Here is an 18,330-nt window from a genome sequence, read left to right as displayed (position 1 = left end):
CCATCACCTCACCGCCACGGTGCCGGCCAGGGCCGTGACCCCGAAGAACACGGTCAGCGCGACCACGCTCTGCGGCAGCGACAGCGACGTTAGGAGCAGGCCGCGCGCCTGGCGGGCGTACGGCAGCGTCGCGCGCCGCAGCAGGTACGCCCCGACGGCCAGCAGCGCGAAGACGCCCACCTTGGTGGCGCTCACCCCCACGGCGGCGACGACGTCGGGGCCGAGCATGAGCGTGGAGAGCTGCGGCGCGAGCACGCCCGCCGCGAGCGCGACGGCGGTCAGGGCCAGCACGACGACACGCTGGGTCGGGTCGACGCCGCGGCGCGGCGCCGCAGCGGGCGTGGCCGGCGTGCCGAAGAACATCGCCCCGTACTTGAGGAACACGAGCATGGTGCCCGCGTTGACGACCCACGCGGCGACCTCGGCCCAGCCCGTGGCGCCGAGCAGGATGAGGTCCTTGGACGCGGCAGCGCCGGTCAGGGGCGCGCCGACCATGCCCAGCACCGCGACCATGCTGGCGCCCGCCACCCACGGCAGGCGCCGCGCGACGCCGCGGAGCTCGGCGAGCTTCGCCGTCCCGTAGGTGCGCACGACGACGCCGGCCGCGAGGAACAGCACGGACTTGAGCAGCGCATGGTTGACCAGGTGCAGCAGCCCGCCGCCGGTCGCCGTCGCGGTGCCCGCGGCGAGCCCGATCGTGACGAGGCCCGCCTGGGACACGGTCGAGTACGCGAGGATCAGCCGGACGTCCTGCTGCGCGAGCGCCTTGACCGCGCCCGCGACGCCGGTCAGGAGCCCGAGGGCGACGAGGAACCCGCGCAGGTCGAGCGCCGGGACGAACACGGCGACGAGGCGCGCGACCCAGAACATCGCGCCCGTGGCCAGCACCCCGGACATGAGCATGAGCACCACGGTGGGCGCGCCGGGGTTGCCGTACGCGCGCGGCACGTAGCTGAACAGCGGAAAGAAGCCTGCCTTGAGCGCCAGCCCCGTGAGCAGGAACGCGAACGGCAGCACGAGCGCGTGCGGGTCGGCGCCCGTCGCGACGAGCCGGCCGATCTCGGTGACGTCGAGGACGCCGAAGGCGCGGTACAGGTACGCGACGCCGAACAGGAAGAAGAGCATCGCGACGATCTGGATCGTCAGGTAGAAGAGCCCGTCGTACACCGACCGCCGCTCGACGCGGAACATCACGAGCAGGATCCCGACGAGGGTCGCGACCTCGAACAGGACGAACAGCGTGAAGATGTCGTCGGCCAGGAAGAGGCCCGCGGTCAGGCCCTGCAGGGCGAGCAGGAGGAGCAGGAGCGTGGTGCTCGCGTACCGCTCCCCCAGCACGTAGACGATCGCGGCGGAGAAGAGCACGACGCTGAGCAGCACGAACGTCAGCGCGGCCGCGTCGGCGCGCAGGGTGACGTGGAGCAGGCGCTGCGTCCCGCCGAGCACGTCGACGAGCTCGCCGTCGCGGGCGGTGCGTGCGAGCAGCGCCACGGTCGCGGCGCCCAGGCCCGCCTGGCCGAGCAGCGCGAGGACGCGCGCCGCGGCGAGCGGCAGCTTGTAGAGCGCGACCCCGAGCAGGACGGGGGCCAGCACCAGGGCGACCATCGTCCGTCCTCCCGTCTCGGTGGCGTCGTGGAGGAAGGTGGGCGCCGGGCGCGCGGCGGGCCCCCGCCCCCCGCGTGCCGGCCGCGTCGTCCCCCGCGTGTGCCATCTGAGACTAGGTCGAGGATGCCTCGCGAACGCGGGGGAGGCTCGAAACGCCCCGGGTTTCGGCACCCGCGGCCACGGTGGGAGGACGCCGCCGGGCGGGCTCGACCTGCCCCGCACCGGGACGACGCCCGTCGGACAGGTGACCGGCCCCACAGCCGACGAGCTGGCGAATTAAACCCCCGGGGGTATATGGTCTCGACCATGGCACCCCGGGAGAACACCTTCGAGACGACCCCCGACGACAGCGCACGCCCGACCAGGATCGTGGTCGTGGGCGGCGTCGCCGCCGGGATGAGCGCAGCGGCACGCGCCCGCCGCCTCGACGAGTCCGCCGAGATCGTCGTCCTCGACCGGGGCGAGCACGTGTCGTTCGCCGGGTGCGGGCTGCCGTACCACGTAGGCGGCGAGATCGCCTCGGCCGACGCCCTGCTCGTGCAGACGCCGGACTCGCTGCGCGCCGCGCTGAACCTCGACGTGCGCACGCGGCACGACGTCGTCGCGCTCGACGCCGCCGCCCGCACCGTCACCGCCCGCACGCCCGACGGCGACCGCACGATCGCGTACGACGCGCTCGTGCTGGCCCCCGGCGCGCAGGCCGTCCGCCCGCCCCTGCCCGGCATCGACTCGCCGCGCGTGCGCACCCTGCGGACCGTGCCCGACGCCGTCACGCTGCGCGGCTGGGTGGGCGCCGGCGCCCGCCGGGCCGTCGTCCTGGGGGCCGGGTTCATCGGCCTCGAGGCAGCCGAGCAGCTCGCCGCCGCCGGGCTGGACGTCGCGCTCGTCGAGCTCGCCGACCACGTGCTGCCCCCGCTGGAGGCCGAGCTCGCCAGCCTCGTGCGCGACGAGCTCACGCGCCTGGGCATCGCGGTCCACGAGGCCACCGCCGCCACGGCCGTCGAGCCGGGGCCGGAGCACGACGTCGTCGTCCTGGGCGACGGCGCGCGCCTGCCCGCCGACCTGGTCGTGCTGTCCGTCGGCGTGCGCCCCGACACGGCCGTGTTCGAGGCGGCCGGGATCGCCACGGAGCGCGGCGCGATCGTCGTCGACGCGCACGGCCGCACGAGCCTTCCGGGCGTGTGGGCCGCCGGCGACGCCGTCGTGTCCACGCACGCGGTCACGGGCGCCCGCCGCCCGGTCCCGCTCGCCGGACCCGCCAACCGCGCCGGGCGGCAGGTCGCCGACGCGATCCTGCGCCCTGCGACAGCCCGCCCGATCCCCCCGGCCGTCGGCACCGCGATCGTGCGCGTCGGCACGCTGGCCGCCGGGCTCACGGGCGCCAACCGCGCCGAGCTCGACGCCGCGGGCATCGCGCACCACACGATCCACCTGCACCCCAGCCAGCACGCGGGCTGGTTCCCGGGCGCCACGCAGGTCCACCTGGTGCTGCACGTCGGCGAGGACGGCCGGATCCTCGGCGCGCAGGCCGCGGGCGCCGACGGCGTCGACAAGCGGCTCGACGTGCTCGCCACGTCGATCCGCGGCGGCCTGACCGCCGAGGACCTCGTCGACCTCGACCTCGCGTACGCCCCGCCCTTCGGCGCGGCGAAGGACCCGGTCAACCTCGCGGGCATGCTCGCCGCCAACGTGCTCGACGGCACGCTGCGCCTCTGGCACGCCGCAGACCTCGACGACGTCGAGGCGACCGCGCTCGTGCTCGACGTCCGCAGCGCCGCCGAGTTCGCGAGCGCGCACCTGCCCGGCGCGCTCAACGTCCCGCACACCGAGCTGCGCGCGCGGCTCGCCGAGGTGCGCGACGCCGCCGCCGGCCGCCCCGTGCGGGTCACGTGCCAGTCCGGCGTGCGCGCGCACATCGCGCACCGCGTCCTCGTGGCGAACGGGTTCGACTCCGCCTCCCTCTCGGGTGGCATGCTCACGCTGCGCGCGGCGCTCGGCCGCGCCGCAGACGCCCGACTGGTCACCGAGGAGGTGCTCGCCCGATGAACGCCACCGGCTCCCCCGCCGCCGACGCCACGCCCGACGTCGTGCCCGACGTGATGCCCGACGCCACGCCGTCGCCCGAGGCGCGCGCGCAGGCGCAGCGCAAGATCGTCAACCGCCTGCGCCGCGCCCGCGGCCAGCTCGACGCCGTCATCACCGCCGTCGAGGCGGGCGGCTCGTGCCGCGACGTCGTCACGCAGCTCGCCGCCGTCTCCAGCGCGCTGGACCGGGCGGGCTTCGCCATCGTCGCGACGGCGATGCGCGAGTGCGCCGCCGACCCCGAGGGCGCCGCCGAGACGCAGGGCGGGCTCACCACCGAGGAGCTCGAGAAGCTCTTCCTCATGCTCGCCTGAGCCCCGGCAACCACCGCACCACACGCACCACCCGTCACGACGCACCACCCCCGAGGAGAACCCCGTGTGCTACCCCGTCACCTGTGCCACCTGCGGCAAGACCACCTGGGCCGGCTGCGGCCAGCACGTCGCCGACGTCGAGCGCACCGTGCCCGCCGCCCAGTGGTGCCCTGGGCATGAGGACGCCGCCCCGCAGACCGGGTTCCTGGGACGGCTCTTCGGCCGCTGAGCCCCGGACGACCTCCGGACACGCCCCGTCAGGCGCGCGCGTTCCCGACCGCCGACCGCAGCCCGAGGCGCCACCCCGTCGGCGCCGCCGAACCCGCGCCGAGGTCGGTGATCGCGTCCCGCATCGCCCCGGCCAGCAGCGAGACGTCGGTGCCGAGCACCACGTAGTCGACGAGGTCGCGGTCGATGAGCCGGGCGGCGTACCCGGGCGAGTCGGCGAAGACGCCGAACGTCACGTCGCGCCGGCGCGCGAGCGCCGCGAGCCGCTCGATCGCCTCGAACACCGGGCCGTCCTCCCAGGTGCCGTGCCCGGGCAGCCCGAGCGAGAGCGCCAGCTGCGACGGCACCAGGCGCAGGGCGTCGAGCCCCGGCGTCGCGGCGACGGCCTCGGCGGCCGCGACGCCGGCGGCCGTCTCGACCTGCGCGACGGCCAGCGCCGCACCCGGGGCCGGCGTCGCGGCGGGGCCGAGCGGCTTGACCGCCGCGACCAGCGCGGCAGCCTGCGCGGTCGTCTCCACGCCCGCCAGGGTGATCCCACGCGCCCCCGCCGCCAGGAGCCGCGCGACGCCGCCCGGGTCGACGTCGGCGACCTGCACGAACACCCGCAGCCTGCTGTGGGGCACGCCCCGCATGAGCGCGCAGGCGGACTCGGTGGTCAGCTCGCCGTGCTGGAGGTCGAGGACGACGCCGTCGTACCCCGCCGCGAGCGCCCACGACGTCACCGACGGCGTCGGCAGGAACTGGCGCAGCAGGACGGGAGGCGTCTTCCGGAACGCCGAGTACCGCATGCGTACCCTCCCGAGGTGTCGTGCGACGACCTCGGGAGGGTACGCAGGTGGGTCCGCGCGGCGGCGGGCTCCCGTCGCTCTGGGATCGCCCGGCCGCGCGGCCGGGTCAGCTCCGGGCCGCCTTCACGATCACCTTGGTGACGAGGTCGGGGTGGCTCATCATCACGACGTGCGAGCTGCGCACGTGCACGGTGTCGGCGCCGGCGCGGGCGGCCATGACGCGTTGCGCCTCGGGCGGGATGATGCGGTCGTCGTCGGCGACGACGTACCAGCTCGGGATCGTCTGCCACGCCGGGACCCCGGACGGGGAGAGCAGTGCGCCGAACGCCCCGGGCCGCTGGCTGGCGGCGAGGAACCGGGCTTCCTTGCGCGGCAGGTCCTGCGCGAAGAGCTGCGGGAACCACGCCGGGTCGATGGAGGCGTCGGCGTCGTTCGCCGGGGCTCCGGGGTAGGGGCGCACGACGAGGTGGTCGGTGACGGTGGGGTGGCCGCCGCCGAGCGTGTTCGCGGCCGCGACGCTCTCGCCCTCCGCCGGGGCGTACGCGGCGACGTAGACGAGCGCCTCGACGTCCGGGTCTCCGGTCGCCGCGTTCGTGATGACGACGCCGCCGTACGAGTGCCCGACGAGGACGACGGGGCCCTCGATCGTGGCCAGGAACTGGCGCAGGTACTCGGCGTCGGACGCCGGGCCGCGCAGCGGGTTGGAGAAGGCGAGGACGTCGTAGCCGCGGTCGGTGAGGTCCTCGGCGACCTCGCTCCACCCGCTGGAGTCGGCGAACGCGCCGTGCACCAGCACGATGGTCGGCCGGTCGGGGCCCTGGTGGCGGCCGCCGGCGGACGCGGCGGACGACAGCGCGAGGGCTGCGGCGGCGGTGAGTGCTGCGACGGCCGTCAGGCGGCGCCGCGGGCGTGGGGTGCGCATCGTTCTCCTCCGGGTAGGTGGTGCGGGGCTGGTGCGACGATCGTCGGGCCGCGGCGTGCGGGGACGGACCACGTGCGGCACGTAGTCCCCCGCGCGGGCGGGCGCTCCCGGCCCTACGTTGTGGGGCGTGACGGCTGCTGGCGCGGGGCTGGTGGGTCGCGACGACGAGAAGGCGCGCCTCGGCGCGCTCCTCGGTCACGCGCGCAACGGGAGCGGCGGGGCGCTCCTCGTGCTGGGCGACCCGGGCATCGGCAAGACGGCTTTGCTCGACGACGCCGCGGCCGCCGCGGTCACCGCCGGGTCGCAGGTGGTCCGCCTGGACGGGTACGAGTCGGAGTCGACGCTGCCGTTCGCGGCGGTGCACCGGCTGGTCTCGTCGCTGCGGGAGCACCTGGGGCACCTGCCGCCACGGCAGCGGCAGGCGATCGAGGTCGCCACGGGGCAGGGCGAGGGCCCGCCGCCGGACCGGTTCCTCGTCGGCCTCGGCCTGCTGGGCCTGCTGGGCCGCGCCGGGGACGCCTCCCCCGTCGTCGGGGTCGTCGACGACGCCCACTGGCTCGACACGGACAGCGTCGACGCCCTGGCCTTCGTGGGCCGGCGGCTCGCGCAGGAGCGCGTCGCGCTCGTCGTCGCGGCGCGGCACGAGACCGTCGCGGAGCGGATGGGCGGGATCGAGCGGCTGCCGCTCGACGGGCTCGACACGCGCGCGTCGCTCCACCTGCTCGGCCGCGCCCTGGACACGCAGGTCGACCCGTCCGCCGCCGCGGCGGTCGCCCGCGCCACGGGCGGCAACCCGCTCGCCCTCATCGACCTCGCCGCGGACCTCACCGGCCCGCAGCTCGGCGAGCTCGCCGTCGGCGACGGGAACGTCCCGGTGGGGAGCCACCTCCAGCGGCACTACGCCCAGCGGCTCGCGCAGCACGACGCCGTCGTGCGCACGTGGGTGCTGCTCGCCGCCGCCGACACGTCCGGGAACCTCCAGCTCATCACCGCGGCGGCCAAGGAGCTCGGGCTGGGCGCCGACGGCGTCGACCGCGTCGAGATCCCCGGCCTCGTCACGCTCTCGCCCGTGGTCCGGTTCCGGCACTCGCTCGCGCGGGCCGCGTGCTACGACGCGGCGAGCGGCGTGGACCGGCGGCGCGCCCACCGAGCGCTGGCGGCGGCCGCCGACCACCTGGGCGACGTCGAGCTCGAGGCGTGGCACGCGTCGCGGGCCGCGGCCGGCCCCGACCCGGCGGTCGCGGCGCGCCTCGCGCACGCCGCCGAGCTCGCCGCCCGCCGCGGGGCGTCGGCCTCGCGGGCGCGCATCCTCGCCCGCGCCGCCGACCTCACCCCGCCCGGCCCGGAGCGCGACGCCCGGCGCATCAGCGCCGCCGAGGCGGCGCTCACCGTCGGTGCGGTGCACGTCGCGCGCCGGCTCGTCGAGAGCGTCCCGGCGGAGACGGCCGACCCCGTGACGCGCGGCCGCGGCACCGTGGTGCGCTACCAGCTGACGCTGTTCCTCGCCGACGGCGAGAACCTGCGCGGCACCGTCGCCACCCTCGTCGCGGCCGCCGACGACTTCCACGGCCGCGAGCCCGACCTCGAGCGCCGGACCCTCATGCAGGCCTTCGAGGCCGCCGTGACGGTCGCCCGCTCGATGACGGGGACGACGCTCGGCGCGCTGGGGCGCCGCCTCGACGCCGCCGCGGACGCCGGCGGGCGCGACGCCACCGTGCTGCGCGGCCTCGCCGCCGTCGTCCTGCTGCCGTACGCCGACGCCGTCGCGCCCGCCCGGGCGGCCTTCGACGCCCTGTGCGACCGCCCCGACGGCGAGCTCATGCACCTCGGCACGGCCGTCGCGGCGCTCGGCGCGTTCCTGTGGGAGGACACGACGCGGGCCCGGGCGCTCGACCGCGCCTACGCTGCCGCCCGCGACGCGGGCGCCCTGCGCGTCATCGACACCCTGGCCTGGGTCGCGTCCGCGGCCGAGCTGCTCGGCGGCTCCGTGGACCGTGCCGTCGGGTTCACCGAGAAGGTGCTCGCCGTGCGCCGGGCGATGGGCTACGACAGCGAGAACGTCGTCAACGCCCCCGTCATGGCGTGGCAGGGCGCGCCGCGCGCCCTCGTCGGCGCCGTCACCGACGGGGCGGCCGCGACCGGCTTCGGCGGCGTCGAGGACCTGGGCGCGTGGGCGCTCGGGGTCCGCGACCTGGCCGACGGCGCCTACCAGGACGCGTTCGACCGCCTCGCCCCGCTCGTCGACGACCCGTTCCTCCAGCTCACGCCGCTGCAGTACCCGGACTACGTCGAGGCGGCCGCCCGCAGCGGCCACCTCGACGCGGCCCGCCGCGTCACGGCCCTGCTCCAGGAGCGGGCCGCCGCGAACGGGGCGCCCTGGTGCCGCGGGGTCACCGAGCGCTGCCTCGCGCTGCTCGCGCCCGACGACGCCGCGGGGGCGCACTTCGAGGCCGCGATCGAGGCGCTGTCGCGCACCGTGGCCGCGACCGACCTGGCGCGCACCCACCTGCTCCACGGCGAGTGGCTCCGGCGCACCCGCCGGCGGCGGGACGCGGCCGACGAGCTGCGCCTCGCCGTCCGGCTGCTCCAGGGGTGCGGCGCGGGCATCTTCGTGCCGCGCGGGCAGGCCGAGCTCGCCGCGACCGGGGCGGGGGCGGCCGGGGCGGCCGGCCCGGTGGGCGCGGAGGCGCCCATCGCCCCGCTGACGCCCCAGGAGCGGACCGTCGCCCGGCTCGCCGCGGCGGGCAGCACCAACGCCGAGATCGCCGCCCAGCTGTTCCTCAGCCCCAGCACCGTCGACTACCACCTGCGCAAGGTGTTCCAGCGGCTCGGGATCTCCTCGCGCCGGCAGCTCGCCGAGCACCTCGAGCCGCGCGAACCCTGACCCGTCCCGCGGACTACGTGGTTTACGTGGTGCGGGCGCCCGGCCACCGGCGCAGGCTCGAAGCACCACGTCACCCTCACCGTCACCTCACCGAGGAGTCCCGATGCCCACCGTGACCGCCGACGACGGCGCCCAGATCTTCTACAAGAACTACGGAACGGACGGCACGCCCGTGCTGCTCAGCCACGGCTGGCCGCTCAACGCCGACGCCTGGGAGGCCGCCGCCCGGTTCCTTGCCGAGCACGGCCACCGCGCCATCGCGCACGACCGCCGCGGGCACGGCCGCTCCAGCCAGACCTGGCACGGCAACGAGATGGACACCTACGCCGACGACCTCGCCTGCCTGATCGAGACCCTCGACCTGCGCGACCTGACCCTCGTCGGGCACTCCACCGGCGGCGGCGAGATCGTCCACTACGTCGGCCGCCACGGCACCGCCCGCGTCGCCAAGATCGTCCTCGTCTCCGCGGTCCCCCCGCTCATGCTGCGCACCGACGACAACCCCGAGGGCATGGACGTCAGCGTGTTCGACGGGATCCGGGCGGGCGAGGCCGCCAACCGGGCCCAGCTCTACCGCGACCTGGCCGACGGCCCCTTCTTCGGCCACAACCGCCGCGGCGACGTCGCCCAGGGCTTCCGCGACGCGTTCTGGCTCCAGTCCATGGCCTGCGGCCACCGCGCCGCCTACGAGTGCATCGCCGCGTTCTCCGCCACCGACTTCCGCCCCGACCTGGCCAAGATCGACGTCCCCACCCTCGTCATCCACGGCGACGACGACCAGATCGTCCCGTTCGAGGTCGGCGGCAAGCGCTCCGCCGCCCTCGTCGACGGCGCCACGCTCACGGTCTACGAGGGCAGCGGCCACGCCCTGCCCGACACCGACCGCGACCGCCTCCACGCCGACCTCCTCGCCTTCGTCGACGGCTGACTCCCGTGCGCCTCACCCACCTGGGCGGGCCGACCGTGCTCGTCGAGCTCGACGGCTGGCGGATCCTCACCGACCCCACGTTCGACCCGCCCGGGCGCACCTACGGCTTCGGGCTCGGCACGTCGTCCACCAAGGTGGCAGGCCCGGCGCTCGAGCCCGAGCAGCTCGGGCCGGTCGACGTCGTCCTGCTCAGCCACGACCACCACGCCGACAACCTCGACGACCGCGGCCGCGCCCTGCTGCCCTCCGCGACCACGGTGCTCACCACCGCGTCCGGGCGCGACCGCCTCGGCGCACCGAACGTGCGCGGGCTCCGCCCCGGCGAGACCGTCACGCTCGCCGGCGACGGCCGCCCGCCCCTGCACGTCCGCGCGACGCCGTGCCGCCACGGGCCGCCGCTCAGCCGGCCCGTGGCGGGCGACGTCGTCGGTTTCGCCCTCACGCCCGGCGACGGCGACCGCGTGGCGCTCTGGATGACCGGCGACACCGTGCTCCACGCCCCGGTACGCCGGCTCGCGAGACGCCGCGACGTCGACGTGCTGCTCATGCACCTGGGGCGCGTCCGGTTCCCGGTCACGGGACCGCTGCGCTACTCGATGGACGGCCGCGACGCCGTCCGGCTGGTGCGCCTCGCCGCGCCGCGCGTCGCGGTGCCCGTCCACTACGAGGGGTGGTCCCACTTCTCCGAGCCCGCGGAGCGGCTGCGCGCCGCCCTGACGGGCGCGCCGGTCCGCTGGCTCGAACCCGGCACGCCCAGCGAGGTGTAGCCCCGGCCGACGCACGACACCCTCATGAACCTGCCGCAGTAGGACGCCTCAGCGGCGGCGGCCGAAGAGCCCGCGCCTTGGCGCGGGTGGCGGGTTGCGCAGCATCGTGATCGCCTCCGCGATCGTGTCCCGGTCGGCCTGGTCCCCGTCCGTCTGCGCGACGCGTGCCTCGACGTCGTCGAGCACGTCCGCGGGCACCGTCGCCCGCGCCTGTACGGCCGCGACCACGAGCAGGCGGACGGCGCCGAGCTTGTCGCCCTCGCGGGACGCGGCCCGGGCCGTCTTGCGCACGTCGGCGCCCACCTGGCTGCCGGACGGCGCCTCCCACAGCGGCACGTCGAACGACGTGCCGGAGTTCCCGAGGGCCGAGTCCAGCTTGGCGAGTGCGAGGTCGATGCCGTCCACGCCCCGACGCTACCCGCGTGGGGCGCCGCCGGGCGGCGCGCTTCGCGTCACGCCACACCGCGCGACGCGGCCGGACCGGTTCGCGGAGACGCCCGGCCGGTCTCGCGGGCCGACCGGCCACGCCCCGGGCGGGCGGCGAGGGCAACGGGGTCGTTCAGCGGTCGCGGGGCGCGGCGAGGTCCGTCACGTCGGCGACGTCCGCGCGGAGCACGCGGACCAGGGCGTCGGCGTCGAGCGTCGCGGCGACGCCCGGAGCGCCCGCGCCGACGGACACGGGCCCCGCCCCCGCCACGTGCGCGTCCGCGACGACGGGCCAGGCGCGCCACGAGCCGAACGGCGTGATGGTGCCGCGCTCGTAGCCCGTCACCTCGCGCGCGACGTCCTTGTCGGGCAGCGAGAGCCGCGAGACGCCGAGCAGGTGCCGCAGCTTGGGCCAGGAGATCTGCCGCCCGCCGGGCACGAGCACGAAGAGGAAGTCGTCCTCGCCCCGGCGCACGACGATCGTCTTGAGCACCTGCTCGGGCCGCAGCCCGCGGGCCGCCGCCGCCTGCTCGAGCGAGTCGACGGGGCCGTGCTCGGTGATCGCGTAGGGGGCGCCCGCGGCGTCGAGCGCCTGGCGGGCGCGCTCGCGCGGGGCGACGTCGGGGGCGGGCGTCTCGGGAGGCACGCCCGACCGTACCGCGCGGCTTGACGACCCCACTAGAACTCAATGATCATTGAGTCAATGAACGTTGAGCGAGAATCCCTCGACGGGCGCGTGGAGCGGTTCGCCGCGCTCGCCGATCCCGTGCGCCTGCGTATCGTCGACCTGCTCACGCTCGGCGACGCGTCCCCGGTCGAGCTGCAGCGCGAGCTCGGCATCGCCTCCAACCTCGTCGCGCACCACCTCGGCATCCTCGAGCGGGCGCGCCTGCTGACGCGCACGCGCTCGGAGTCCGACCGGCGCCGCACCTACGTGCACCTGAGCCCGGGCGCCCTGGCCGGGCTGCTGCCCGCCCCGGCGCTCGCGGCCCGCCGCGTCGTCTTCGTGTGCACCGGGAACTCGGCACGGTCCCAGCTCGCGGCCGCCCTCTGGGCGCGCCGCTCGGCCGTGCCGGCCACCTCCGCGGGCACCCACCCCGCCCTGCGCGTCGCCCCCGGGGCGGTCGCCGCCGCACGACGGCACGGCCTGCCCCTGCCCGACGCGGTGCCGCGCTCGCTCGACGGGCTCCTCGCCGCCGACGACGTCGTCGTCACCGTCTGCGACTCCGCCCACGAGGAGCTCGGCGACTCCGCCCACGAGGAGCTCGGCGCCGCCGGGAGCCTCCACTGGTCGGTCCCCGACCCGGTGCCGGTCGGCACCGACGCGGCCTTCGACGACGCGTTCGCCGACCTCGCCGCCCGCGTCGACGCCCTGTCCGGCGTCGTCACACCCCGCTGAACCCTCACCAACGAAAGCAGCCACCATGCCGTCCGCCCTGTTCGTCTGTGTCCACAACGCCGGCCGCTCCCAGATGGCCGCCGGGTTCCTCACGGCGCTGTCCGACGGCGCCGTCGAGGTCCGCTCGGCGGGATCGGCGCCCGGCGTCGCCGTCAACCCCGTCGCCGTCGAGGCGATGGCGGAGCGCGGCATCGACATCAGCGCCGCGACGCCCAAGGTCCTGACGACCGAGGCGGTCCAGGCCTCCGACGTCGTCATCACGATGGGCTGCGGCGACGCGTGCCCGATCTTCCCCGGCAAGCGCTACGAGGACTGGCAGCTCGACGACCCGGCCGGGCAGGGCATCGAGGCCGTCCGCCCCATCCGTGACGAGATCGAGCGGCGCGTGCGCGTGCTGCTCGCGGAGCTCGGCGTCGACGCCGTCGCCTGAGAGACGCGGGAGGCCGCACCCGCAGGGGTGCGGCCTCCCGGGCGTCGTCCGTTCAGCAGCAGACCGGCGCGCAGCAGGCGGACGCCGTCGCGACCCGCGGCCGGCGGACGTCCCGCAGCCAGGCGCGCAGCGTCCCGGCCGGGTCCCGGTGGGGGCGCCTCGGGGTCCGCTCCGCTGCCAGGCGGCGCAGCTCCAGGCGGCGCTCCCGCTCCGCCAGCTCGGCCAGGTAGACGCGGTACTCGATCTCGGGCGAGACCCGCACGGTCATGCCTCCCTCGGCCTGGTCGCCTGGACGATCGCACCGTGCATCTCGGGCGCGGCCTCGTGCGTGAACCGCACGCTCGCGTCCACGAACCCGGCGGCCGCGAGCCCGTCGAGGTACTCCCGCCGCGACAGCGCCCCGGCGACGCACCCGACGTACGAGCCCCGCTCGGCGCGCTGCGCGGGCGTCACGTGGTCCTCCGCGACGACGTCGGAGACGCCGATGCGCCCGCCCGGCGCCAGGACGCGGAACATCTCCGCCAGCACGGCGGGCTTGTCCGTGGACAGGTTGACGACGCAGTTGGAGATGACGACGTCGACCGACGCGTCGTCGAACGGGAGGTCCTCGATGGTGCCCTTGCGGAACTCGACGTTGCCGGCCCCGGCCTCGGCCGCGTTCGCGCGGGCCAGCTCCAGCATCTCGTCGGTCATGTCGACGCCGTAGACGAAGCCGGTGGGGCCGACGCGCCTGGCCGAGAGGAGCACGTCGATGCCGCCGCCCGAGCCCAGGTCGAGCACGCGCTCGCCAGCGCGCAGGTCGGCCACCGCGGTCGGGTTGCCGCAGCCGAGCGACGCGAGCACCGCCGTCTCGGGCAGGCCGGCCACCTGCGCCTCGTCGTAGAGGCCGCGACCGAACCGGACCTGCACGGCGCCCGACGGGCCGCAGCAGGACGACCCGCCGCAGCACTCCTCCAGGGCGGCCGTCGCCTGTTCGTCGGCCTCGGCGAGCCGGCCCGCGCGGGCCGTCCTCGCCGCCTCCGCGTACCGCTCGCGAACGTGCTCGCGCACCGCCTCGCCCTCACGCACCGCCTCGTCCACGCGCACTGCTTCGTCCGCCATCGTGGCCTCCCGTCGACCGCCGAAACTTCATCGAAGAACTTCGATATGAGAACCGTGAACCACGCATCGACGTTTGTCAATGCGTGTGCGAGGATGTCTCTCGTGACCACCCTCCTCCCCTCCTCGAGGCTCCCGCGGCCGGGTGCTGCGCCCCGGCGCCCGCCGGTCTCGGCCCCGAGCAGGCAGCCGCCCTGGCCAGGACGTTCAAGGCGCTGGCGGACCCGGCGCGGGTGCGCCTGCTGTCGATCATCGCCGCGGCCCCCGACGGCGACGCCTGCGTCTGCGACCTGACCGAGCCGGTCGGTCTCTCCCAGCCCACGGTGTCCCACCACATGAAGCTGCTGGTCGAGGCCGGGCTGGTCACGCGCGAGCAGCGCGGCCGGTGGGCGCACTACGCGGTCGCCCCGGCGGCGCGCGACGCCCTGCAGGGCGCGGTCGCCGCGGTGCTGCCCACGGCCTGACGCCGGCGCCGCCACCGTCGGTCGGGTGCGACGCCGCCACGGTCGGGCACTGGCGTCGGCGGGTCGCCCGCAGCAGAATCCGGGGTCATGCCCCTCCCCCTCGGCGACGCCGACGTCGCCCTCGTCGAGACCTCCAGCGGCGCCGTCGGGCCCGCCGACGCGATCGTCGTCTTCGGCACCTCGCACTGGACGCCCGCGGAGGTCGCGGCCGACCTGTACCGGCAAGGCCTCTCCCCCGTGGTCGTCACCACGGGAGGCTCGGCCCGCAGCCGGGACGGTGCCTGCGAGGCGCTGCTGCACCGGGACCTCCTCGTGGCCGGCGGCGTTCCCGCCACCGCGATCCGGTGCGAGACGGCGTCGACGTCGACCTACGAGAATGCGCTGCTCGTCCGGCCGCTGCTCGACGAGCTGGGCGGCGTGCGGACGGTCATCGCCGTCGTCAAGTGGTTCCACCGGCGCGCGCTGGTGCACCTGGCCGAGCAGGTACCCGGGCTGGAACGGATCTACACGGCCGCCTACGAGCCCTTCAACCGGCAGACCCGGCGCGGCATGACACGCGCGACCTGGGAGGAGACGACGCCCCGGAGCGTACGGCGCGAGACCGCCGAGCTGCGCGCCATGCGGCGCGCGGGCCGCGACCTGCTCACCCGGACCGACGCGGGCTGGGTCCGCAGCCCTACGCTCGGAGGATGACCCGGCGCTACGCCCGGCGTGAGGCGATCCGTGCGATGGATCCCGTGACGCAGGCGGAGGAGATCGTGCGGCTGGTCGCCACGTACGAGTTCCCGTGGGACGTCCAGCAGGCGCTGAGCTTCGCCCTGTTCCGCACCTACGCGGTGCCGTCGATCGGCGGGCTGCTGGCCCGCACGGCCGAGCTCACCGAGCGGACGCAGAAGCGGCACGACGACACCGTGCTCATCCTCGACGCCGTCCTGACGCACGGCATGGCCAGCGCCGAGGGGCGCACCGCGGTGCGGCGCATGAACCACATGCACCGCGCCTACGGCATCCCCGACGACGACATGCGCTACGTGCTCGCCACTTTCGTGGTCATGCCCGTGCGGTGGATCAGTGCCTACGGCTGGCGGCGCCTCACCGGCACGGAGGTCGAGGCGACCGTCGTCTACTACGCGGCGCTCGGGCGCCGCATGGGCATCACCGGCATCCCGACGACGTACGCCGCGTTCGCCGACCTGCTCGACGCCTACGAGGCCGAGCGGTTCGCGTACGACGCCGGAGGCCGGTCGGTCGCGGACGCGACCCTGCGCCTGCTGCGGACCTTCCCGCCCTACCGCCTGCTGCCCGCGCCCGTCGTGCGGCTGTTCGCCTTCTCGATCCTGGACGAGCACCTGTGCCGGGCCTTCCGGTACCCCCGCCCGCCCGCGCCCGTGGTGGCGGCGTGCCGCACCCTGCTCCGCCTGCGCGGCCGCGTGGTGCGGCTGCTCCCGCCGCGACGACGGCCGGTCACGGCCGCCGACCTGTCGTCCCTGCGGACCTACCCGCACGGGTACCGCGTCGAGGACCTGGGGACGTTCCCGGAGGCGTGACGTCTCAGGGCATCGACCGCAGCCGGTCCACGCTGACCAGGCCACGGTGCAGCCCGCCCCCGCCGATCAGCGTCGGGATCGTGACCGTGCGGATCTCGTCCTCGACGATCACGCGGCTCGCGGCAAGGAGGTCGGCCACCCGGTCCGAGGCGGCGAGCGCCGCGATCTCGGCGACCGTGGCGGCGTCGTGCCCGGCCTCGGCGAGCCACGCCTGGAGCTGCGCCTCCGCCTCGGCGGGGGACGCGAGGTCGTTGAACCAGACCTGCCAGCCGAGGCCGTCGGGCCGCTCCCCCGTGAACAGGTGGCGCAGGACCGCCCAGTCGGTGGGGTCGGCGGCGGGCCCGCCCTCGCCCTCGACGACGCGGATCGCGGTGAGGTACCGCGCGATGAGCATCGAGCTCGCGAACTGCGGCTCGCCCTCGCGCAGGATCGGGTAGGCGATGAAGGTGACGTTCGCGCGCTCCGACAGGCCAGACTCGGCGATGTTGCGGTACAGGCGCCCGCAGAAGACGCAGCCCGGGTCGAGCACCTCGAGCACCGTGGGCAGGCCCTCGCGGTAGCCGCCGGAGAAGCTCGCGTACGCGGGCGTGTGGTCGGCGGCGTCCCAGGTGCGGAAGCGGCCAGGGATGGTCGAGACGGTCGAGGCGAGCGACGTCGCCTCGTTGCGGACGGCGCCGACCACGTCACCACGGGTCAGCGACTCCCAGAAGCCCGGCTCGTCGGCCGCGACGGTGCACGCCTCGGCGGTGAGCAGGCACGCCTGCGGGTTCTGCCTGTCGCACGTGCCGTACGCCAGCAGGTTGAGCCCGCCGCGTGCCACGACGAGCGCGCTGACGAGCAGCGAGAGCACGGTCACCCAGGTGGCGACCGTCAGCGCCGCGCTCGCCGGCCGCACCAGGCGCGGCACGCGCAGGGCCAGCGGTGCGAGCAGGGACGTCTTGACGTCGTCGGCGAACGACGAGTCGCAGGCCCGCAGGGTCACGCGGCGCGTGACGCAGCCCCACGACTTCTTCAGCAGCTTGCGGTGCCGGGCCGAGAACGCCGACAGCACCAGCAGCACGACGAACGAGACGATGCAGGGCATCACAGACCCCGCAGGAGCTTCCCGACGACGTCGAGCGTCCGGTCGACGTCGTCCTGCGTGGTGTGCGCACCCAGGCTGAAGCGGACGAGCGGGTCGTACCCCTCCCGCTCCTGGAGCCAGTGGTGGGTGCAGAAGTAGCCCGAACGGACCATGATCTCGGCCTTGGAGAGGAACCCGGCCAGGCGGTGCCCGTCGACGCGCTCGGGGATGATGCTCAGCAGCGACGACCCGCGCTCGCCCAGGAGCCGCATGCGGGGCAGCTCGGCCAGGCCGTCGTGGAGCCACGCGGCGAGGCGGCGCTCGCGCGCCTCGTGGGCCTCGCCCGTGGCCGCCTCGACGCCGCCCAGCCACGCGAGCGCGGCGCCGAGCGCGATGATCTCGGCCCACGGCTGGAGGCCCGCCTCGAGGCGCGTGTGCAGCTCGGGCAGCAGCGTGAAGCCCGACTCGGTCACGTTCGCGACCATGCCGCCGCCCAGGAACGACACCTCGAGGCTGCCCAGCAGCTCGTGCGACGCCGCGACGACGCCGAGCGACGCCCCGTAGACCTTGTGCGCGGAGAAGCAGACCGCGTCGGCCCGCAGCCCGCGCACCAGCGGCAGGGCGTGCGCCATGGCCTGCGCGGCGTCGACGACGGTCGTGCCGCCGCGGCGCCGGACGGCCGCGACGAGCTCCGGCAGGCCGAGGGTCGGGGCCCCGTCGACGTTGTTCATCGCCGAGACGACGACGAGCGCGTCCGTGAGGTCCTCGTCGCGGTAGACGAGGGCGCCCGCGTCGTCGCGCTCGAGCAGGAGTCGCTCGACGCCCTCGCGGCGCGCGAACGCCATCGTGGCCAGGAACACCGAGTTGTGCTCCGTGTGCGTGGTGATCACGCGGCGGTACCGTCCGGCGGGCAGCTGCTGGAGCAGCAGGTTGAGCCCGTACGTGGTGTTGAGCGTGAACGACGTCGCGTAGGACCGCTTCGGCAGGCCGAGCGTCGCGAGGACGGCGTCGCGCGTCGCCTCGACCTTCTCGTCGACCTGACGGCCCCACGCGTACTTCACGCGGCCGCCGCACGCGTTGTAGTCCAGGTAGTACGCGTCGAGGGCGTCGACCACCGGCTCGGGGCGCAGCGTCTGGCACGCCGAGTCGAGGTAGACGGACTCCGCCGCCAGGTAGCCGAAGCCGTACCGCTCCGTGGCCGCCACCGGTGCCGCCGCGGCGCGCGGGGCGCGCCAGGGCCACCGGCCGCGGCGCGGCGCGGCGCTCGCGGGGGTGGTCGTGTGCGGCTGGTCCATACGTCGACGGTAGGGGCCGCACCCGCCGTGGACCGAAGCCGGAAGCCGCAGGTGGCCGAATCAGCCGCAGGACGTGACGCGCCGCTGCCG

General features: G+C 75.9%; 20 protein-coding genes. 11 read left to right on the top strand and 9 right to left on the bottom strand.

Going from position 1 to position 18,330, the window contains the following annotated elements:
• Positions 1-3 precede the first annotated feature (3 nt).
• The gene (locus ET471_RS13835; protein WP_129189225.1) at positions 4-1,605 is read right to left on the bottom strand and encodes a complex I subunit 5 family protein; all 1,602 of its coding nucleotides are present in this window, start codon (positions 1,603-1,605) and stop codon (positions 4-6) included.
• A gap of 306 nt (positions 1,606-1,911) precedes the next feature.
• On the opposite strand from ET471_RS13835, the gene ET471_RS13830 reads away from it, so the two are divergent.
• The 3 genes from ET471_RS13830 to ET471_RS18080 all read left to right on the top strand — a co-directional run bounded on the left by ET471_RS13830 (position 1,912) and on the right by ET471_RS18080 (position 4,230).
• Positions 1,912-3,651, top strand: a complete 1,740-nt coding sequence (locus ET471_RS13830) for an FAD-dependent oxidoreductase (RefSeq protein WP_129189223.1) — start codon at positions 1,912-1,914, stop codon at positions 3,649-3,651.
• A gap of 53 nt (positions 3,652-3,704) precedes the next feature.
• Positions 3,705-4,001, top strand: a complete 297-nt coding sequence (locus tag ET471_RS13825) for a metal-sensitive transcriptional regulator (RefSeq protein ID WP_129191018.1) — start codon at positions 3,705-3,707, stop codon at positions 3,999-4,001.
• Positions 4,002-4,065: 64 nt separating this feature from the next.
• The gene (locus ET471_RS18080; RefSeq protein WP_165350500.1) at positions 4,066-4,230 is read left to right on the top strand and encodes a hypothetical protein; all 165 of its coding nucleotides are present in this window, start codon (positions 4,066-4,068) and stop codon (positions 4,228-4,230) included.
• Between the two features lie 28 nt (positions 4,231-4,258).
• Here ET471_RS18080 and ET471_RS13820 read toward each other — a convergent pair whose 3' ends face one another.
• Positions 4,259-5,017 (bottom strand): aldolase/citrate lyase family protein, encoded by a 759-nt coding sequence (locus ET471_RS13820; protein ID WP_129189221.1) that lies wholly within the window; start codon positions 5,015-5,017, stop codon positions 4,259-4,261.
• A gap of 106 nt (positions 5,018-5,123) precedes the next feature.
• Positions 5,124-5,939: an alpha/beta fold hydrolase gene (locus ET471_RS13815; protein WP_129189219.1), complete on the bottom strand. Its 816-nt coding sequence runs from the start codon at positions 5,937-5,939 to the stop codon at positions 5,124-5,126.
• Positions 5,940-6,066: 127 nt separating this feature from the next.
• Between ET471_RS13815 and ET471_RS13810 the strand changes: the two genes are divergently transcribed.
• The 3 genes from ET471_RS13810 (at position 6,067) to ET471_RS13800 (ending at position 10,518) form a co-directional block, all read left to right on the top strand.
• Complete coding sequence (locus ET471_RS13810; RefSeq protein WP_129189217.1) at positions 6,067-8,823, top strand: helix-turn-helix transcriptional regulator; 2,757 nt, start codon at positions 6,067-6,069, stop codon at positions 8,821-8,823.
• 103 nt (positions 8,824-8,926) lie between these two features.
• A complete protein-coding gene (locus tag ET471_RS13805) occupies positions 8,927-9,751 on the top strand; it encodes an alpha/beta fold hydrolase (protein ID WP_129189215.1) in 825 nt (274 codons plus the stop codon).
• A 5-nt stretch (positions 9,752-9,756) separates the two neighbouring features.
• The gene (locus ET471_RS13800; RefSeq protein WP_207207273.1) at positions 9,757-10,518 is read left to right on the top strand and encodes an MBL fold metallo-hydrolase; all 762 of its coding nucleotides are present in this window, start codon (positions 9,757-9,759) and stop codon (positions 10,516-10,518) included.
• 48 nt (positions 10,519-10,566) lie between these two features.
• On the opposite strand, the gene ET471_RS13795 is transcribed toward ET471_RS13800, so the two are convergent.
• Together ET471_RS13795 and ET471_RS13790 are read right to left on the bottom strand one after the other, a co-directional pair.
• On the bottom strand, positions 10,567-10,923 hold the full coding sequence (locus ET471_RS13795) for a hypothetical protein (protein WP_129189213.1): 357 nt from the start codon (positions 10,921-10,923) through the stop codon (positions 10,567-10,569).
• Between the two features lie 154 nt (positions 10,924-11,077).
• Entirely contained in the window at positions 11,078-11,590 is a 513-nt protein-coding gene (locus ET471_RS13790; protein WP_129189211.1) for an aminoacyl-tRNA deacylase, read from the bottom strand.
• Positions 11,591-11,647: 57 nt separating this feature from the next.
• On the opposite strand from ET471_RS13790, the gene ET471_RS13785 reads away from it, so the two are divergent.
• Both ET471_RS13785 and ET471_RS13780 read left to right on the top strand, forming a co-directional pair.
• Positions 11,648-12,343, top strand: coding sequence for an arsenate reductase/protein-tyrosine-phosphatase family protein (locus ET471_RS13785; protein ID WP_129189209.1), 696 nt, complete (start codon positions 11,648-11,650; stop codon positions 12,341-12,343).
• A gap of 25 nt (positions 12,344-12,368) precedes the next feature.
• Positions 12,369-12,773: an arsenate reductase ArsC gene (locus tag ET471_RS13780; protein ID WP_129189207.1), complete on the top strand. Its 405-nt coding sequence runs from the start codon at positions 12,369-12,371 to the stop codon at positions 12,771-12,773.
• A gap of 52 nt (positions 12,774-12,825) precedes the next feature.
• Here the strand turns inward: ET471_RS13780 and ET471_RS13775 are convergent, their stop codons facing one another.
• Positions 12,826-13,041 carry a hypothetical protein gene (locus tag ET471_RS13775; RefSeq protein WP_129189205.1) on the bottom strand — a complete coding sequence of 72 codons (216 nt, stop codon included), beginning with the start codon at positions 13,039-13,041 and terminating at the stop codon, positions 12,826-12,828.
• Positions 13,038-13,874, bottom strand: a complete 837-nt coding sequence (gene arsM, locus ET471_RS13770; protein WP_129189203.1) for an arsenite methyltransferase — start codon at positions 13,872-13,874, stop codon at positions 13,038-13,040. The genes ET471_RS13775 and arsM overlap by 4 nt, the downstream gene beginning before the upstream one ends.
• 83 nt (positions 13,875-13,957) lie before the next feature.
• On the opposite strand from arsM, the gene ET471_RS13765 reads away from it, so the two are divergent.
• The 3 genes from ET471_RS13765 to ET471_RS13755 all read left to right on the top strand — a co-directional run bounded on the left by ET471_RS13765 (position 13,958) and on the right by ET471_RS13755 (position 15,882).
• Positions 13,958-14,335, top strand: coding sequence for an ArsR/SmtB family transcription factor (locus tag ET471_RS13765; RefSeq protein ID WP_129189201.1), 378 nt, complete (start codon positions 13,958-13,960; stop codon positions 14,333-14,335).
• An 87-nt stretch (positions 14,336-14,422) separates the two neighbouring features.
• Positions 14,423-15,028, top strand: coding sequence for a YdcF family protein (locus ET471_RS13760; protein ID WP_129189199.1), 606 nt, complete (start codon positions 14,423-14,425; stop codon positions 15,026-15,028).
• A complete protein-coding gene (locus tag ET471_RS13755; RefSeq protein WP_129189197.1) occupies positions 15,025-15,882 on the top strand; it encodes an oxygenase MpaB family protein in 858 nt (285 codons plus the stop codon). The genes ET471_RS13760 and ET471_RS13755 overlap by 4 nt, the downstream gene beginning before the upstream one ends.
• Positions 15,883-15,886: 4 nt before the next feature.
• On the opposite strand, the gene ET471_RS13750 is transcribed toward ET471_RS13755, so the two are convergent.
• Complete coding sequence (locus ET471_RS13750) at positions 15,887-16,966, bottom strand: DsbA family protein (protein ID WP_129189195.1); 1,080 nt, start codon at positions 16,964-16,966, stop codon at positions 15,887-15,889.
• The gene (locus ET471_RS13745; RefSeq protein ID WP_129189193.1) at positions 16,966-18,240 is read right to left on the bottom strand and encodes an aminotransferase class V-fold PLP-dependent enzyme; all 1,275 of its coding nucleotides are present in this window, start codon (positions 18,238-18,240) and stop codon (positions 16,966-16,968) included. The genes ET471_RS13750 and ET471_RS13745 overlap by 1 nt, the downstream gene beginning before the upstream one ends.
• Positions 18,241-18,330: the final 90 nt, after the last annotated feature.

Source organism: Xylanimonas protaetiae, from assembly GCF_004135385.1.
Classification (GTDB): Bacteria; Actinomycetota; Actinomycetes; order Actinomycetales; family Cellulomonadaceae; genus Xylanimonas; species Xylanimonas protaetiae.
The sequence above is the reverse complement of the archived record's forward strand: the minus strand, read 5'-3'. Positions and strand labels throughout refer to the sequence as shown.

Bases quoted from the DNA above. Each gene is read 5' to 3' on its own strand.
- ET471_RS13815 (WP_129189219.1), bottom strand. From the start codon at position 5,939: ATGCGCACCCCACGCCCGCGGCGCCGCCTGACGGCCGTCGCAGCACTC.
- ET471_RS13750 (WP_129189195.1), bottom strand. From the start codon at position 16,966: ATGCCCTGCATCGTCTCGTTCGTCGTGCTGCTGGTGCTGTCGGCGTTC.
- ET471_RS13775 (WP_129189205.1), bottom strand. From the start codon at position 13,041: ATGACCGTGCGGGTCTCGCCCGAGATCGAGTACCGCGTCTACCTGGCC.
- arsM (WP_129189203.1), bottom strand. From the start codon at position 13,874: ATGGCGGACGAAGCAGTGCGCGTGGACGAGGCGGTGCGTGAGGGCGAG.
- ET471_RS13830 (WP_129189223.1), top strand. From the start codon at position 1,912: ATGGCACCCCGGGAGAACACCTTCGAGACGACCCCCGACGACAGCGCA.
- ET471_RS13780 (WP_129189207.1), top strand. From the start codon at position 12,369: ATGCCGTCCGCCCTGTTCGTCTGTGTCCACAACGCCGGCCGCTCCCAG.
- ET471_RS13755 (WP_129189197.1), top strand. From the start codon at position 15,025: ATGACCCGGCGCTACGCCCGGCGTGAGGCGATCCGTGCGATGGATCCC.
- ET471_RS13760 (WP_129189199.1), top strand. From the start codon at position 14,423: ATGCCCCTCCCCCTCGGCGACGCCGACGTCGCCCTCGTCGAGACCTCC.
- ET471_RS13820 (WP_129189221.1), bottom strand. From the start codon at position 5,017: ATGCGGTACTCGGCGTTCCGGAAGACGCCTCCCGTCCTGCTGCGCCAG.
- ET471_RS13785 (WP_129189209.1), top strand. From the start codon at position 11,648: ATGAACGTTGAGCGAGAATCCCTCGACGGGCGCGTGGAGCGGTTCGCC.
- ET471_RS13825 (WP_129191018.1), top strand. From the start codon at position 3,705: ATGCCCGACGCCACGCCGTCGCCCGAGGCGCGCGCGCAGGCGCAGCGC.
- ET471_RS13835 (WP_129189225.1), bottom strand. From the start codon at position 1,605: ATGGTCGCCCTGGTGCTGGCCCCCGTCCTGCTCGGGGTCGCGCTCTAC.
- ET471_RS13745 (WP_129189193.1), bottom strand. From the start codon at position 18,240: ATGGACCAGCCGCACACGACCACCCCCGCGAGCGCCGCGCCGCGCCGC.
- ET471_RS13805 (WP_129189215.1), top strand. From the start codon at position 8,927: ATGCCCACCGTGACCGCCGACGACGGCGCCCAGATCTTCTACAAGAAC.